Below are 16,642 nucleotides of genomic sequence, written 5' to 3'. Positions count from 1 at the left end.
TACCTCCGTCGCTCCCGCGCAGGCGGGAGCCCAAGTTCGCAGCTCAGTCGGTGGCTACATGAGGAACTTGGGTTCCCGCCTGCGCGGGAACGACGGTGGCGGTGGCGGCTAAACGCGCCGCTGCATGATGAGCGCGGGCGGTCGTTTGCGTCAAGCTTATCGTATCCGGCAATTCGGCGCGCATCGTGTTCACAATCAGCGGATGCAGCGCGGCGGCGCGGCCGGCCAGCACCACCGGGCGCGCGCCGAAGCGCATCGTCAAGGCCCGCGCCAGGCGCGCCAGTTCGCGTCCCGCTTCTTTCAAAATCGCGCCCGCGACCGGATCGGCCTCGGCACTGGCCGCCACCGCCAGCGCCAGCCGCCCGACCTCGCCGCGCTCCTGTCCGTACATGAACTGGCGCGACAGCGCCCAGTCGTCGCCGCCGATCTGCGCAAACACGGCCCGCGCCAGCGGCGACGAACGCCAGCGGCCCGGTTCTTCATCCTCGTTGCGCCAGATGTGGCGCAGCGCTTCGCGCGCGATCCAGAAGCCGCCACCGCCGTCGTCCAGGATCACGCCGCGTCCGCCGGCACGGTGGGACACGCCATCGGCATCGATCCACGCACCGATCGAGCCGGTCCCGGCGTACACCAGATAGCCCTCGCCCGGCGCAAAACTGGCGAGATACGCGATGTCGATATCGCTGGAGAGCAGCACCGATTCCACCGGCAAGCCGAGCGGCGCGGCCAGCCACTGCCGCAACAGCGCGCCGTCGCCGCCGAAACCGGTCAAGCCGGCCCGCACGGCCTGCGCCTGGCCATGGACCAGCACGCTGGCGGCCAGCGCGGCAAAACTCGCCCGCACCTTGGCGCGGCCGTCGCTGCTGCCCATCTGCAAGGCCGACAAGCCTGCCTGCTCGCCCTCGGCCACGATGGCGCCATCGGGCGCCGCCAGCGCCCAGCGCGTGCAGGTGCCGCCGGCATCGATGCCAAGGCCGAGTCCACTCATGGCTTGAGGACCGTCACGCGTTCGCTTTCGTTACCGAGGCGGTCGACCGCGCTGACGAACACGGCGCTGGCCGGGCCGTTTCTGGCGTCATCAAGCACGGTCCAGTCGGCACGCGAGGCGGGCACGACGGCAAAGCGCCATTCGCCGCCGTGGCGCGACCAGATCGCGTACTGCGCATTCGACTTGCCGGCCGTGAGCTTGAGCGCGACGCCGTTGCCCTCGCGCCGCGCAGTCACCGTCGGCACGCCGGGCGTCTCGTTGCCCAGCCATGGCGAGGCCGGCACCAGCGCCGGGGCGACGTAGTGACCGGCCTTGAGCTGGTCGGTCAGGCCCTGGCGGTTTTCCATCAGCGCCACCATGCTGAAATGCACGTGGCCGCCGGCGCCGGCGCGGCTGCGCGTGACGCCGATCTGCTGCACGATTTCCCTGGCCGGGAAACCTTTGCTGGCAGCACCGATGCGGCTGGTAAACAGTCCCGGCCAGATATGGCGCCGCTTGCCGTTCTGCGCCACCCAGTAGTCGAGCAGCACGTCGTACGCCTGCGGCGCCTGGGCAATCGACCAGTACAGCTGCGGCGACAGATAATCGAGCCAGCCGTTGGCGAGCCACAGTTCGGCGTCGGCGTAGAGCTTGTCGTACTGGCTGAAGCCGACGATGCCTTTCGGGCGCCGGTCCGGACGGCCGATGCCGAACGGGCTGATGCCGACCCGCACCCAGCTTTTCTCGCGGTGGATGCCGGTGTACATCGCTTCGATCAGCTTGTTGACGTTCTGGCGCCGCCAGTCGGCGCGGTCCAGCTTGCCGCCGGACAGCAAATAGCGCTGCCAGGCCGGCTGGTCGGGAAACTCCAGCTCGGCCTTGGGCACGTAAGCGCCGTCGAGCGCGGCAGTTTCGGCACCGCTGGCGCCGGGCGCTTCGATCGGATACGGATAGAAATAGTCGTCCAGGTGCACGCCGTCGATGTCGTAGCGGCGCACCACGTCGAGGATCACGTCCAGGGTGTGTTTCGACGCCGATTCTTCGCCCGGGTCCATCCACAAAAAGCGCCCGTAGGTCTTCACGGCCGCCGGATTGGACTTGGAAATATGGTCGTGCGCCGGCGCCGACTTGGCGGTGGCGTGGCGCGCGCGGTAGGGGTTGAACCAGGCGTGCAGTTCCAGCCCGCGCGCATGGGCTTGCGTGACCCAGAACTTGAGCGGGTCGTACCACGGCTGCGGGGCCTGGCCCTGGGTGCCGCTCAGGTACTCGGTCCACGGTTCCAGCTTGGACGGATAGATGGCGTCGGCGCTCGGCCGCACCTGCAGCACGATGGCGTTCAGGTTCATGGCCTTGGCGCGATCGAGGATGGCGATGGCCTCGGCCTGCTGTTTTTCGGCCGGCAGGTTGGCGCGCGAGGGCCAGTCGATATTGGCCACGGTCGAGACCCAGGCGGCGCGGAACTCGCGCGGCGCCAGCGGCGGCACGGTCTCGCTGCCGCCCTGGATGGTGGCCGGGCTGGGCGTCACGCCATAGGCCGCGCCCGGCGCCACCGGCGTGTTCGTGGTGCACGCTGTCATCAACCCGCTCAGCGCCATGGCGCCGGCTACTCCTGCTCGCGCGAATGCGCGTCTTGTCCTGTTCGGCTGCAAACCATTCCCCAATTTAAACTTTTACGAACCACTTCTTGCGCCACATGCCCCATGCGATCAAGAACATTGCCGCATTAAACAGCAGAGCATAAAGCAAAGAGCTGTTGACCGGCGACACGCCAAGCGCGCTCACCTGTGCATACAGGCGCGCCGCCAGGCTGACGCCGCCGGGCGCGATAAAACCCAGCATTTTAGACACCAGCCCGGAAAACGCGAAAATGAAGAGTGCATTCATGCCATAAATGATGAGCGGGGTGCTCCAGCGCGCCGCCGCGGTGCGGATCGCCGCGTGGGGATTGGCGTCGAGCAACCAGTAAAAGCTGGAAAACACGATCAGCGCCCAGCCGGTCATGAACAGGCAAAAGGATGGTGTCCACAGGCTCTTGTTGATCGGCATGAGAATTACGTCGAGCATGGCGCCGATCCATAGCAGCGCCAGGCCGGCCAGCAGCATCCAGACGGTCTGCTCGCTGCGCGAGTGGTTCGACAACAGCCAGCGCCCCGCCAGCACGCCCAGCAGTTGGCTGCACAGGGCCGGGATGGTCGAGAGCAAGCCTTCGGGATCCCAGGTTTTGGATTGCGGCCACAGGTGACCGTCGAGCAGCAGGCGGTCGATGTAAGCACCAAAGTCCTGGCCCGGTTCGAGCACGCCGGCGCCGATGCCGGGCACCGGGACCAGCAGCATCAGCACGCTGTAGAGCGCCAGCAGGCCGATAATCCACAGCACTTGCTGACGCCAGCTGAAATACAGCACGATGGGCGCGGCCAGCAGGGTGCACATGGCGATCCGTTGCAGCACGCCGGGGATGCGCACGGTGGACAAGTCGGCACCCGGGATCAGGTTCAGCGCCAGGCCGATCAGGAAGATGATGCCGGCGCGCACCGCGAGTTTACGCAGCAGGGCCGGTTTGTCGGCCCCGGCTGCGGCCAGGCGGCCCAGCGAGAAGGCCATCGAGACGCCGCCGATGAAAAGAAAAAACGGAAAAATCCAGTCGGTGAAGGTCCAGCCGTGCCACTGGGCGTGGGCGAGCTGGGAATACAGATGCGCCCAGTCGCCCGGATTATTGACCAGGGTCATGGCCGCGATGGTGAAGCCGCGGAAGGCATCCAGCGAAGTCAGGCGGGCTGGGGCCGTCATTGATCGGTTTTCTTGCCGAACTCAGGATCGATCTTCACCAGCGCCGCCATGAGGAAAGCGGGAATCGTCATCACGCAAACGTAGATGAAAAAGTTCTGGTACCCCAGGAATTCCTGGATTTTGCCGCTGAACATGCCCGGCACCATCATCCCGAGCGCCATCAGCCCGGTGCAGATGGCGTAGTGCGCCGTCTTGTGCTCGCCGTCCGAGACCATGATCATGTACAGCAGCATGGCGGTGAAACCGAAGCCGTAGCCGAACTGTTCCAGTGCGATGCTGGCCGCGATCAACACGAAATCCTGTGGCAGCGCGGTGGCCAGGTACACGAACACGACGTCGGGCAGGTGCACCGCGAACACCATCAGCCACAGGCAGCGTTTCAGGCCCCAGCGCGAAATCAGCAAGCCGCCCAGCAGCCCGCCCAGGGTCAGCGCGATGATGCCGATGGTGCTGTAAGCCAGCCCGACCTGCGCGGTCGTCATGCCGAGCCCACCCTTGATGACCGGGTCCTTCATGAAGGGAATCGCCAGTTTCAGCAATTGCGATTCGCCCAGGCGGAAGGTGAGGATGAAACCGAGGATCAGCCAGATATCGCGCTTGCCGAAAAAAGAGGCAAACGTCGCGAAGAACTCGGCCAGCTTGTTCTCGCTCCCGAGCACGGTCTTGTCTTCGGCCGGCCGCCCCAGCACCACGCTGTGATAGGCGAACAGGCCGCTGAACAGCGCCGCGAGCACGAAGAACACGACCGACCAGGCAAAGCCGACGTCGCCCGTGCTGGTGGTCAGTTTGCCCGCCAGCATGGCCATCGCGCCGCCGCCGGCAATCGTGGCCAGGCGGTAAAAGGTACTGCGCACACCGACAAAGGCGGCTTGCTGATATTGCTTCAGGCCCAGCATGTAGAAGCCGTCGGCGGCGATGTCGTGGGTGGCGGAAAAGAAGGCCATCACCCACAGCACGGCCAGGCTCATCTGGAACCAGCCCGGCAGGTGCATCGTGAAGCCGACCGCGGCCAGCGCGGCGCCGATGGCCAGCTGCAAGGAGACGATCCACCAGCGCTTGGTGCGCACCATGTCCACCAGCGGCGACCAGAGCGGCTTGACGACCCAGGGCAGGTACAGCCAGCTCGTGTAAAAGGCGATATCGTCGTTGCCGACGCCGCGGTCCTTGTACATCAGGACCGACAGGGTCATCACCACCACGTAGGGAATGGCCTGGCCGAAATACAGGGAAGGCACCCACAGCCAGGGGCTTCTGTCTTGCTTGGTTTGCATCGCAGTTTGCATCGCAGTTCTTATTGTTCTTTCGTGATCATGCAGGCAGGGCGGGCCGCTGGCGCCGGCCCGCGCACGTCACGGGATGGCGTCAAGCGGCCAGTGCCTGGCGTACGCTGCCGCGCGCACTGTCAAGCAGGGCCCTGGCCTGGCCGATACTGGTTTTTTTGGTCAGGGCCACGATGGCGACCTTGACATGAAAATCGCATTGTTCCAGCACCGCGCGGGCGGCGGCCTCGTCGGCGCCGGTGGCAAACATCGTCAGGCGGACCGCGCGCAGCACCAGCTTGGCATTGCTTGGTTTCAAGTCTACCATCAGGTTGCCGTAGACCTTGTGTAAACGCACCATCAAGGCGCTCGAAAAGGTGTTGAGGGCGATTTTCTGGGAAGTGCCGGCCTTCAGGCGGGTGCTGCCGGAAATGACTTCGGGGCCGGTGTCGAGCGTGATGCCGATCTGCGCGCCGCGCACCACGGGCGCATCGGGATTGTTGGCGAAGCCGACCGTGAGCGCGCCGGCCTCGCTGGCCGCTTGCAGCGCGCCCAGCACGTAGGGGGTGGCGCCGGAAGCGGCCAGCAGCAGCACCACGTCGTCGCGTCCTGGATTCAAGGCGCGCAGGTCGGCCGCGCCCTGGGCAGTGTCGTCCTCGGCCCCTTCGACGGCGACGAACATGGCGTCGATGCCGCCGGCCAGCAGCGCCAGCGCGCGTTCGTGCGGCCAGGAAAAGGTGGGATACAGTTCAACGCTGTCGAGCACGCCAAGACGGCCGGAAGTGCCGGCGCCCACATACATCAGGCGCCCGCCGGCTTCGATGCGCGGCAGCGCGGCCGTGACGGCGGCGGCGATCTGGCTTGATGCCGCCCGCACCGCGCGCACCGCATTGAACTGGTCGTCGACCAGTGCGTCGACCAGCTCGGCGGTCGGATACTGGTCGAGGGCCGCATGCTGCCGGTCCGGGGTTTCGGTATTCAACATGGCCGCTCCGCTGCTGGGGATGCGGCTAGTGTAATGCCAAACAGGCAGCGTTCAGTATGAAAAGAATCGCATCAGGCGACGCGGCGCATCTCCGCCACGAAGTCGTAGTGGTCGCTGCGGCAATACGAATGGGTCAGTTCGACCGCCTGGCCCGATTCCAGGTAGCCCACGCGCGTGATGTACAGCACGGCCTGGCCTTCGGGCACGCCGAGCTGGCCGGCCAGGACGGCGCCGGCATTCATGGCGCGAATATGCTGCAGCGCGCGCACCGGAGTGTGGCCGGTGGTGGCCAGGTGCTCGTACAGGGAGTTGCCGACCGCTTCCGGCCGTGCCAGCACGCTGGCGGGAATCACGCTGACCTCGTAGGCCATGACCACATCGTCGGCCAGGCGCAGGCGTTCGAGGCGGGCCACGCGGGCATTCGGCGACAATCCGAGACTCAGTTGCTCGTCGGCGGAGGCGACCACCACCGAGCGGCTGAGCCACTGAGAACCGGGGCGGTAGCCGCGCTGCTGCAACTGCTCGGAAAAGCTCGACAGGTTCGACAGCGGCTGCTCGATGCGCGGCGCCACGTAGTTGCCGGAGCCACGGCGGCGCACCACCAGGCCCTGCTCGACCAGCTGGTCGATGGCCTTGCGGGCGGTGACGCGCGAGACGTCGAGCTGTTCGGACAGCAGCCGTTCGGACGGCAATGCCTGGTCGACCTGATAGCGCCCGTCGCGCACATCCTGGATCAGCTTGCGCGCCACTTGCATGTACAGCGGGGAGTTGTCGTTCGAATCGACCTTGAAATCGGTGTGGGTAGTGCTCATTACGGTTCCGCTCATGGTCATGGTCCTGTGCTGCTCCGTCATGCCGGCGCGCGCGATAGTGTAGTCGCAATGCCGCTGCCGGTCAGTATGCGCCAGTATGAAATTATTCACCGCGCGCATATCAGCACGTTATAGCTGGCGGCAAAATAATGTGGCGCTGGTCGTACATTCTAGCCTGATTGGGTGGCCGGCTCCCGCGCCGCTGCGGAAATTTTATGCCGTGCTGACAAAGGGGCCAGAGTTCTTATTTCATCGACAAGACTCATGAGCGGCGGTTATGGGCGTGGCTGCACGATTCATTGGCGCACGCGGCGCCCAGTCCGTAAGCTGGGGGCGTCAAGGTAGCGGGAGGTGCAGCGGCATGCGGGAAGTGATCGTGATCGGCGGCGGGGTGGTGGGACTGGCATCGGCCTGGTGGCTGCTCGAGGCCGGGTTCGGCGTGACCCTGCTCGAAGCCGAAGCCACGCTCGGCGCGGGCGCCAGTTTCCGCAATGGCGGCCAGCTCAGCTATCGCTATGTGGCGCCGTTTGCGGACGCCGGGGTGCCGCTCAAGGCGCTGCGCTGGCTGGTGCAGAAAGATGGCCCGCTGCGCTTCCGGCCCGAGGCCGACCGCCGCCAGTGGCGCTGGCTGGCGCAGTTCGTGGCGCACTGCAATGCGGACACGCACCGCCGCACCACGACGCGCCTGCTCCAACTTGGCGAGCTGAGCCGCACAGCGATGGAGCGGCTGGACGGCATCCTGCCTAAAGAAGAGTTTGCCTGGCGCGAGGCGGGCAAGCTGGTGGTGTACCGCTCGCCCAAGGTCTTCGCCGCGGCGGCGCGCGCGGCACAGGGCGGCGACGTGCTGTCGGCGGCCGAGTGCGTGGCGCGCGAGCCGGCGCTGGCGGCGGCGCAGGCGGTGCTGGCCGGCGGCATGTTCAATCGCGGCGAGGCGGTGGCGGACTGCCACGCGTTTTGTGTCGGGCTGGGACAGCGCCTGCGCGCGCATCCGCGTTTTCGCGGGGTGGTGCGCGGCGACGCGCGCAGCTTGCTGGTCGAGAACGGCACGGTGCGCTGGCTCGATACCAGCGCCGGCATGCTGGCCGCCGACGACTTTGTCCTGGCGGCGGGCATCCGCAGCCGTACCCTGGCGGCCACCGCCGGCATCTATCTGCCCTTATATCCGCTCAAGGGCTACAGCCTCTCCGCGCCGGTCCGGCCGGGCGACCGCGCGCCCGAGATCAGCGTGACCGACTTCGAGCGCAAGGTGCTGTATGCGCGCATCGGCGCGCAGTTGCGGGTGGCGGCCATGGTCGACATGGTGGGCGAGGATGCCTCGCTCGACGCGGGCCGGATCGCGGGCCTGCTGCGCCAGGCGCACGCGGTGATGCCGCTGGCGGCCGATTACGGGCAGGTGAGCGCGTGGGCGGGGCTGCGTCCGGCCACGCCCGGCAGCGCGCCGCTCATCGGGGCCACGCCGCTCGGCAACTTGTGGCTGAACGTGGGGCACGGGCCGCTGGGGTTTACGTTTGCGTGCGGGTCGGCCAGCATATTGGCCGAGGTGATGCGGGGCAAGGCGCCGCCGATCAGCCTGGAGGGGCTGGGGCTGCGGGGCTGAACAGGCATGCCGTGATGCCCAAGTGAGCCGGAGCGGAAACATGCGGTACGCAAAGGGCACAGGGAAGCGTTGGATCAGTCCCGGCGGATTCGGCCGCTATGCCAGGACTTCGATGCCGATAAGACGTCCGGCAGCGTCGAAGTCCAGGAAAATATCCGCGCCTTCATAGTCGATGAGATCGGATAGACGCGCCATTTTTCCACGGCCGGCCACGCGCACTGCCGGGTGATCGGGAAGGCTCAGATACGCAACCTGAAGATCGTCCTCGGGATCGTGATCCGGATCTTCTTCAAGATCGGGCTCAGCAAGCTTGAATTCAATTTTTCCATTCGCCATAACGATTTCCCAATCTACAAGTCAACAACGCGTACCAGCCACGACACACTCCCGGAACAAGGCGTTCTCGGGTAGGCCGGACAGCAGCGGAGGAGGGGGCGTCCCAAGGGCGGCGAGGATTCCAGCATGCAACAATCTTTGACATGCGATCAGAGCGTGTCCGAAAGCGCATGGAGGACGAAGGTGGATCGCGGATCGCTGGGTTTGACCTTTGCGTGCGGGTTGGCCAGCATATTGGCTGACGTGATGCGCGGCGATGCGTCGCCGATCAGCCTGGAAGGGCTTGGGTTACGCGCTCAAGCCGCCTCGCTGACCACAGGTTTTTCATATTCATCCCATGTTGCTTTGCCTGCCTTTACGGCGTCGATATGGTCGTAGAAAGCCTGCGCTTCCGGAGAAATCGGCCGGCCCATACCTGCGCCCAGAAGCTCCGCAATGCCGGAGTCATCCCACTGGCGCATCATCATCTCTCTTAAGCTCAAGCGAGCGCTGCTGGAATTGGCGCGGTAGGACCGCGGCTTCCTGCTGAGTTTGCGCATGGGGAAATCGTCCGGCAACCGGGCTGATTCCGTAGAAAAGCGATTCTTGCGAAGTGATGTCTTTTTCATGCTGCGTGCTCCCATAGTGCGGCCGGGTTGGCATGCGAACTAAAGCTGTGAACTCGCAGCGGACTGTTCGCCGCAACCAACGCTCCCAATGACGCCCATCCGGCATCCTTGCCGGTATCGGCATCCATCCATGCTTTGTAATAGTTCAAAACAGGATCGTTCGCATATTTGTCGAAGATCATACTGAGCGGAATGTAGCGTCCCGTTTCCAGAAATCGCACAAGCGCCCGCTCTGTTGCTTTGGCTCGACTCAGCAACAGGGCTGTCAGGTGAACCCGATACCCATGTGCGCGAAAGGACTGGCGTACAGCTTTCAAACGACGTTCGTCATTGCCCACGAGCGGCACAACGACGTTCAGTCTTTTCGACATGCAGTACTTTGACAACGATGGCGGGTTGGAGTTCGCAAAAACAAGCAGACGTGACTCCTCATGAACCAGCATCGGTCCGGCCAGTGCGTGCGCAAATTCAGGCAGCTTGCGCTTGGCAAAATCCGAATCGAGCACCATTGCTCCCAGGCGATCCGAGATTGCGCTGACCAGTGCCGACTTACCCGACGCTGGCAGGCCGGTCACAATATAGGCGCATGCCCCGGGGTGCGCTTCTTGCCCATGTGGTTTCGAGCCACCATGTCCAAGACGAATATCGTCGTCAGAACCAAGCCTGTCGTTACTGATAAGCTCTCGCACAATCTGGCGGCGCAGACCGTCGCGTGCCAGATCGCTGCGGTATTGCGGCACGCGGTTGCGCCGGCTCGTCATTGTCGAGCTTTCCAGCGCCGCTTCCGACGCGCGCTCCGCATCACGAATGCATTTGCACAATTCGAGGAGATCGAGCTTGTCGCCGCCGTGCAGCCTGAGTTCGTGCCTGATATTAAGGCACCCGCATAAAAACGCCTCGATGCTTTCGTGGTCCAGCAATGGCCTGGCAAAGTTCTTGGTCATGGATCGCCTGTCAACGCAAAATGTCAATCGACGACATCAAACTTAACAGCGTTCGATGAGCACAGTCTGCGCGCACGCAAATGTGCGGACCGTTCCATCGTCAGCGGCAATATGGCGGATAATTGCAAGATTCTGTTTCTGCAAACAATCATGCCCTCTCCCTCCACCTGCCCCTGCGGCGGCGCCACCTTCGCCACTTGCTGCGCTCCTTTCCTGAGCGGCGACGCCGTGCCTCAGACGGCCGAAACCCTGATGCGCTCGCGCTACAGCGCCTACACCCAGGGCAATGAGGCCTACCTGCGCGCCACCTGGCACCCGAGCACGGTACCGGCCGATCCCATCGTCGGCGAAAACGAGCAAACCCGCTGGCTCGGACTGGAGATTAAATCTGCCTTACGTTTACGTAAACGTCAAGCAAACCTGCTAGAATCGCCGGACGCCGATACCGTAGAATTCGTCGCCCGCTACAAGATTGGCGGGCGCGCGCACCGCCTGCACGAAGTGAGCCGTTTCGTTCGCGAGACCCACGACGGCGTGGCGCGCTGGTACTACCTGGACGGCAGTTTCCCGGACTAAAAAAGGATCGCAATGCCCCACATCGACAGCAAACTCAATCCGCGCAGCGACGACTTCAAGGCCAACGCCGCAGCCATGCAACGCATCGTCGACGACCTGCGCGCCAAGGTCACCGCGGCCGCCGCCGGTGGTGGCGACGCCGCCAGCGCCAAGCATGTCGCGCGCGGCAAACTGCTGCCGCGCGACCGCGTGCAGATGCTGCTCGATCCCGGCACGCCCTTCCTCGAATTTTCGCAACTGGCCGCCTACGACATGTACGACGGCGCCGCGCCCGCCGCCGGCATCATCACCGGCATCGGCCGCGTGTCCGGCCAGGAGTGCGTGATCGTCTGTAACGATGCCACCGTCAAGGGCGGCACCTATTACCCGATGACGGTCAAGAAGCACCTGCGCGCGCAGGAAATCGCGGACCAGAACAACCTTCCGTGCATCTACCTGGTCGACTCGGGCGGCGCCAACCTGCCGAACCAGGACGACGTGTTCCCCGACCGCGACCATTTCGGCCGCATCTTCTTCAACCAGGCCAATCTGTCGGCCAAGGGCATCCCGCAAATCGCCGTCGTCATGGGTTCCTGCACCGCCGGCGGCGCCTACGTGCCGGCCATGAGCGACGAGTCGATCATCGTCAAGGAACAGGGCACGATTTTCCTGGGCGGCCCGCCGCTGGTCAAAGCGGCCACCGGCGAAGTGGTCACGGCCGAAGACCTGGGTGGCGGCGACGTGCACACGCGCCTGTCGGGCGTGGTCGATCACCTGGCGCAGAACGACCTGCATGCGCTGTCGCTGGCGCGCACCATCGTCTCGAACCTGAACCGCGTGAAACCGGCCCAGATGGCGCTGCGCGAATCCGTCGAACCGAAGTACGCGCCGGAAGAACTGTACGGCGTGATCCCGGTCGATACGCGCAAACCCTTCGACGTGCGCGAAGTCATCGCCCGCATCGTCGACGGCAGCGACTTCGACGAATTCAAGGCGCGCTACGGCACCACCCTCATTTGCGGCTTCGCCCATATCTATGGCGTCAAGGTCGGCATCATCGCCAACAACGGCATTCTGTTTTCCGAGTCGGCATTGAAGGGCACGCACTTCATCGAACTGTGCTGCCAGCGCAAGATCCCGCTGGTGTTCCTGCAAAATATCACCGGCTTCATGGTCGGGCGCAAGTACGAAAACGAAGGCATCGCCCGCAACGGCGCCAAGATGGTCACGGCCGTCGCCACGGCGGCGGTACCGAAGTTCACGGTCATCATCGGCGGCAGCTTCGGCGCCGGCAATTACGGCATGTGCGGCCGCGCGTTCTCGCCGCGCTTCCTGTGGATGTGGCCTAATGCGCGCATCTCGGTCATGGGTGGCGACCAGGCCGCGTCGGTGCTGGCCACGGTCAAGCGCGACGGTATCGAAGGCAAGGGCGGCCAGTGGTCGCTTGACGAAGAAGCCGCCTTCAAGCAGCCGATCAAGGACCAGTACGAACACCAGGGCCACCCTTACTACGCCACCGCGCGCCTGTGGGACGATGGCGTGATCGATCCGGCCGACACCCGCATGGTGCTCGGCCTGGGCCTGTCGGCCGCCCTCAACGCGGAGATCCCGGACACGAAGTTCGGCGTCTTCCGCATGTAAAGCTTCAGGTAAAGGAATCGCATGGACTATCAAACTCTCGCCGTTGCCACCGCCGACAAGGTCGCCACCGTCACCCTGAACCGCCCGGACGTGCGCAACGCCTTCAACGAAATCACCATCGCCGAACTGTCGCTGGCCTTCGATGAACTGGGACGCGGCGACGACATCCGCGCCATCGTGCTCGATGCGAACGGCCCGGCCTTCTGCGCCGGCGCGGACCTGAACTGGATGAAGAAAATGGCCGGCTACTCGCACGCCGAAAACAGCGAGGACGCGTCCAAGCTGGCCGAGATGCTGCGCGCGATCTACCTGTGCCCGAAACCGGTGGTCGCCAAGATCCAGGGCGACTGCTACGCCGGCGGCATGGGCCTGGTGGCCGCGTGCGACATCGCGGTATCCGTCAACAGCGCCAGCTTCTGCCTGTCCGAAGTCAAACTGGGCCTGATCCCGGCGACCATTTCGCCGTACGTGATCCGCGCCATGGGCGAGAACGCGGCGCGCCGCTACTTCCTCACGGCCGAAAAATTCAGCGCCCAGGAAGCGCACCGCATCGGCTTCGTGCACGATATCGTGCCTGCCGACGCGCTCGACGCGCATGTGGCGGCGATCGTCAACGCGCTCGTCACCAGCAGCCCGAACGCCGTGCGCGAAGCCAAGGTACTGGTGCGCGAGGTGGCCGGCCAAGCGGTCGACGCGGCCATGGTGGTCGACACCGCCGAACGCATCGCCAAGGTGCGCGCATCAAGCGAAGGGCGCGAAGGCGTGGCGTCCTTCCTCGAAAAACGCAAGCCGTCGTGGCTGGTGTAACAGGATGGCGGACATGTCCCAGGATTGGGTAGCGCGCAGCCTGCGCAGCGTGTGGCACCCTTGCACGCAGATGCAGCACCACGAAACGGTGCCTTTGATCCCGGTCAGCCACGGGCGCGGTGCGTGGCTGTACGACCATGAGGGCAAGCGCTACATGGACGCCATCAGTTCATGGTGGGTCAACCTGTTCGGCCACGCCAACCCGGTCATCAACGCGGCCCTGAAGGACCAGCTGGACCGGCTGGAGCACGCCATGCTGGCCGGCTTCACGCACGAACCGGTGGTGCGCCTGTCGGAGCAGTTGTCCGAGATGACCGGCAAGGTGCTCGGCCACGCGTTCTACGCCTCGGACGGCGCCTCGGCGGTGGAAATCGCGCTGAAAATGAGCTTTCATGCGTGGCGCAACGCGGGCCTGTCGGACAAGCAGGAATTCGTGTGCCTGCAAGGCAGCTACCACGGCGAAACCATCGGCGCGCTGGCCGTGACCGACGTGGCCCTGTTCAAGGATGCCTACGGCCCGCTGCTGCGCGCCGCGCGCGTGGTGGCGTCGCCGGACGCGCGCAACGCGCAGGAAGGCGAAAGCGCGCAGGACGTGGCGCGGCGCGCCGCCGCCGACGTGGAAAAGCTGTTCGAAGAACGCGCCGGCCACATCGCCGCCATCATCATCGAGCCGCTGGTGCAGTGCGCGACCGGCATGGCGATGCACGACCCGCTCTACCTGACCCTGGTGCGCGAACTGTGCGACCGCTTCCAGGTGCACATGATTCTCGACGAAATCGCGGTCGGCTGCGGACGCACCGGCACCTTTTTCGCCTGCGAGCAGGCCGCCATCTGGCCCGACTTCCTGTGCCTCTCTAAAGGCATCAGCGGCGGCTATCTGCCGCTCTCGCTGGTGCTCACGCGCGACGAGGTGTACCAGGCCTTCTACAGCGAAGATGTCACGCGCGGCTTTTTGCATTCGCACTCGTACACCGGCAATCCGCTGGCCTGCCGCGCGGCGCTGGCGACCCTGCAGATCTTCCAGGAAGACGATGTATTGAACCGCAACCGCGCGCGCGCCACGCGCCTGACGATGGCCCTGGCGCCGCTGGCGCAACACGAGCGCGTGCGCAATTTCCGCCAGCGCGGCATGATCTGGGCCTTCGACGCGGTGGAACCCGACGCCGCGCGCGCGGCCACCTTCTCGCGCCGCTTCTTTGCCAGCGCGCTGGACAACGAACTGCTGCTGCGCCCCATCGGCCGCACCGTGTACCTGATGCCGCCGTATATCCTCAGCGACGAGGAAAGCGACGGCCTGGCCGAGCGCACCCGCGCCGTGTTCGACTCCGTGATTGCGAGCTGATTGATGAAACTGATCGACACAATCGAGAGTCAACTGCGCCAGCTCGACGAGCAAAGCCTGACGCGCGAACGGCGCGTGGTCGAAACCCCGTGCAAGCCGCGCCTGACGGTGGGCGGACGCGCGCTGCTGGCCTTTGCCAGCAACGACTACCTGGGCCTGGCGGCGCACCCGCGCGTGGTCGACGCGCTGCGCGAAGGGGCAAGCCTGTACGGCGCCGGCAGCGGCGCTTCGCATCTGATCTCCGGCCACAGCGTGGCGCACCAGCGGCTGGAAGACCGGCTGGCCGAATTCGTCGGCCCGCACCTGGAATCGGCGCGCGCGCTGAGTTTTTGCACCGGCTACATGGCCAACCTGGCCATCCTGACCGCGCTCGGCGCCGATGGCGACGCCCAGATTTTTTCGGAGTCGCTCAACCACGCCTCGCTGATCGATGGCGCCCGCCTGGCCCGCGCCTCGGTCAAGGTGTATCCGCACGCGGACCTGGCGGCCCTTGGCGCCATGCTCGCCGCCAGCAATGCGACGGCCAAGCTGGTGGTCACCGACAGCGTCTTCAGCATGGATGGCGATATCGCGCCGCTGCCCGAACTGCTGGCGCTGTGCGAGCGACACCACGCCTGGCTGGTGATCGACGACGCCCATGGCTTCGGCGTGCTGGGCGCGCATGGACGCGGCGCGTTGGAACACTTCGACCTGCGCTCGCCGAATATCGTCTACATGGGTACCCTGGGCAAGGCAGCCGGCGTGGGCGGCGCGTTCGTGGCGGCGCACGCCAGCGTGATCGAACTGATGATCCAGCGCGGCCGGCCCTACATCTACACCACCGCAGCGCCGCCGGCGCTGGCGCATGCGCTCCTGACCAGCATCGGCATCATCGGCGGCGACGAAGGCGCTTCGCGCCGCGCGCACCTGGCGTCGCTGATCGCCGCCTTCGACGAACAGCTCGACCTGAAACACTGGCAGCGGGTGCCGTCGACCACCGCGATCCAGGCGATCGTGATCGGCACCAACGAAGAAGTCCTGCGCATCGGCGCCGGCCTGCACGGCCACGGCCTGTGGGTGCCGGCGATCCGACCTCCGACCGTGCCCGAAGGGACTGCGCGCCTGCGCGCGACCCTGTCGGCCGCGCACACGCATGAAGAAGTCGCGCAGCTTGCCGCTGTGCTCAACGACCTGGAAAGGACGTGAGATGAGCCTCAATGACCCCATCGTACCCGTGGTGACCGAACCGGTGCCGGGTGCCGACCCCGTACTGGTGGCCGAGCCGCAGCCGTCGCTGGCGGCCGAAGGCCTGCCGTCGCGCTTCTGCTGTTTTGTCACCGGCACCGACACCGAAATCGGCAAGACGCTGGTCTCGGCCGCGATCCTGCACACGCTGGTGGCCGGGGGCGTGCGCGCCTGCGGCATGAAGCCGGTGGCCGCCGGCGCGGCCATGCGCGACGGCGAACTGCATAACGACGACGCCGACATGCTGGTCGCCGAGAGCAGCGTGCACCTGCCGGTCAACATCACCACCCCCTACATGCTGCGCGAAGCCTGTGCGCCGCACATCGCCGCCAAACTCGATGGCGTGACCATCGAACCGGTGCCGATCATCGCCGCCTATGCCGAAATCGCGGCCGCCTCGGATGCCGTGGTGGTCGAGGGCGTGGGCGGATTCCGGGTACCGTTTTCGGACCTTTTCGACAGCGCCCAGCTGGCCGAACAACTCAACCTGCCGGTGATCCTGGTAGTGGGTTTGCGCCTTGGCTGCATCAGCCATGCGCTCCTGACGGTCGAAGCGATTATCGCGCGCGGCCTGGTGCTGGCCGGCTGGGTGGTCAACGAGATCGACCCGGACATGCGCTTCGCCGACGAGAATGTCGACGCGCTGGCCGAACGCATCCCGGCGCGCCTGCTCGGGCGCATCCCGTACCTCGACCAGCCGACGGCTGCCGAAGCGGCCAAATTTATTGATCTCGCGGGGCTGCCTGGCTGGCCGTCCGCGCGCGACTGAACCTGAAGG

16 protein-coding genes are annotated in these 16,642 nt (G+C 65.4%); 7 read left to right on the top strand and 9 right to left on the bottom strand.

Going from position 1 to position 16,642, the window contains the following annotated elements:
* Positions 1–43: 43 nt before the first annotated feature.
* The 6 genes from F2P45_RS11940 to F2P45_RS11915 all read right to left on the bottom strand — a co-directional run bounded on the left by F2P45_RS11940 (position 44) and on the right by F2P45_RS11915 (position 6,810).
* Positions 44–988 carry an N-acetylglucosamine kinase gene (locus tag F2P45_RS11940; RefSeq protein WP_166874690.1) on the bottom strand — a complete coding sequence of 315 codons (945 nt, stop codon included), beginning with the start codon at positions 986–988 and terminating at the stop codon, positions 44–46.
* Positions 985–2,544: a glycoside hydrolase family 10-like protein gene (locus F2P45_RS11935; protein WP_229505044.1), complete on the bottom strand. Its 1,560-nt coding sequence runs from the start codon at positions 2,542–2,544 to the stop codon at positions 985–987. Before F2P45_RS11935 ends, F2P45_RS11940 begins: the two co-directional genes overlap by 4 nt.
* Before the next feature lie 85 nt (positions 2,545–2,629).
* Positions 2,630–3,754, bottom strand: coding sequence for an acyltransferase family protein (locus F2P45_RS11930; protein ID WP_166874684.1), 1,125 nt, complete (start codon positions 3,752–3,754; stop codon positions 2,630–2,632).
* Positions 3,751–5,025, bottom strand: coding sequence for an MFS transporter (locus F2P45_RS11925; RefSeq protein ID WP_166874680.1), 1,275 nt, complete (start codon positions 5,023–5,025; stop codon positions 3,751–3,753). Before F2P45_RS11925 ends, F2P45_RS11930 begins: the two co-directional genes overlap by 4 nt.
* A 91-nt stretch (positions 5,026–5,116) precedes the next feature.
* Positions 5,117–5,998: an N-acetylmuramic acid 6-phosphate etherase gene (locus tag F2P45_RS11920; RefSeq protein WP_166874677.1), complete on the bottom strand. Its 882-nt coding sequence runs from the start codon at positions 5,996–5,998 to the stop codon at positions 5,117–5,119.
* Between the two features lie 71 nt (positions 5,999–6,069).
* The gene (locus F2P45_RS11915; protein WP_166874674.1) at positions 6,070–6,810 is read right to left on the bottom strand and encodes a GntR family transcriptional regulator; all 741 of its coding nucleotides are present in this window, start codon (positions 6,808–6,810) and stop codon (positions 6,070–6,072) included.
* A 361-nt stretch (positions 6,811–7,171) separates the two neighbouring features.
* On the opposite strand from F2P45_RS11915, the gene F2P45_RS11910 reads away from it, so the two are divergent.
* Entirely contained in the window at positions 7,172–8,407 is a 1,236-nt protein-coding gene (locus F2P45_RS11910) for a D-amino acid dehydrogenase (protein WP_166874671.1), read from the top strand.
* Positions 8,408–8,503: 96 nt separating this feature from the next.
* On the opposite strand, the gene F2P45_RS11905 is transcribed toward F2P45_RS11910, so the two are convergent.
* From F2P45_RS11905 to F2P45_RS11895, 3 genes are all read right to left on the bottom strand, one after another.
* The gene (locus F2P45_RS11905; RefSeq protein WP_166874668.1) at positions 8,504–8,743 is read right to left on the bottom strand and encodes a DUF2283 domain-containing protein; all 240 of its coding nucleotides are present in this window, start codon (positions 8,741–8,743) and stop codon (positions 8,504–8,506) included.
* Positions 8,744–9,039: 296 nt separating this feature from the next.
* Positions 9,040–9,351, bottom strand: coding sequence for a hypothetical protein (locus tag F2P45_RS11900; protein WP_166874666.1), 312 nt, complete (start codon positions 9,349–9,351; stop codon positions 9,040–9,042).
* A complete protein-coding gene (locus tag F2P45_RS11895) occupies positions 9,348–10,295 on the bottom strand; it encodes a zeta toxin family protein (RefSeq protein WP_166874664.1) in 948 nt (315 codons plus the stop codon). Before F2P45_RS11895 ends, F2P45_RS11900 begins: the two co-directional genes overlap by 4 nt.
* A 150-nt stretch (positions 10,296–10,445) precedes the next feature.
* On the opposite strand from F2P45_RS11895, the gene F2P45_RS11890 reads away from it, so the two are divergent.
* Genes F2P45_RS11890 through bioD form a run of 6 tightly spaced genes read left to right on the top strand, consistent with a single transcriptional unit; the run spans position 10,446 to position 16,633 of the window.
* Positions 10,446–10,871, top strand: coding sequence for a YchJ family protein (locus tag F2P45_RS11890; RefSeq protein WP_187367165.1), 426 nt, complete (start codon positions 10,446–10,448; stop codon positions 10,869–10,871).
* Between the two features lie 12 nt (positions 10,872–10,883).
* Positions 10,884–12,491 (top strand): carboxyl transferase domain-containing protein, encoded by a 1,608-nt coding sequence (locus F2P45_RS11885; protein ID WP_166874661.1) that lies wholly within the window; start codon positions 10,884–10,886, stop codon positions 12,489–12,491.
* Positions 12,492–12,512: 21 nt separating this feature from the next.
* Entirely contained in the window at positions 12,513–13,298 is a 786-nt protein-coding gene (locus F2P45_RS11880) for an enoyl-CoA hydratase/isomerase family protein (RefSeq protein ID WP_166874658.1), read from the top strand.
* A gap of 13 nt (positions 13,299–13,311) precedes the next feature.
* Complete coding sequence (gene bioA, locus F2P45_RS11875) at positions 13,312–14,640, top strand: adenosylmethionine--8-amino-7-oxononanoate transaminase (protein ID WP_229505043.1); 1,329 nt, start codon at positions 13,312–13,314, stop codon at positions 14,638–14,640.
* 3 nt (positions 14,641–14,643) lie between these two features.
* Entirely contained in the window at positions 14,644–15,825 is a 1,182-nt protein-coding gene (bioF, locus tag F2P45_RS11870) for an 8-amino-7-oxononanoate synthase (RefSeq protein ID WP_166874652.1), read from the top strand.
* 1 nt (position 15,826) lies between these two features.
* Positions 15,827–16,633, top strand: coding sequence for a dethiobiotin synthase (bioD, locus tag F2P45_RS11865; protein WP_166874649.1), 807 nt, complete (start codon positions 15,827–15,829; stop codon positions 16,631–16,633).
* Positions 16,634–16,642: the final 9 nt, after the last annotated feature.

Source organism: Massilia mucilaginosa, assembly GCF_011682145.1.
Classification (GTDB): Bacteria; Pseudomonadota; Gammaproteobacteria; order Burkholderiales; family Burkholderiaceae_D; genus Telluria_A; species Telluria_A mucilaginosa.
Note: the sequence above shows the minus strand (reverse complement) of the source record. Positions and strands in the feature narration are given on the sequence as shown.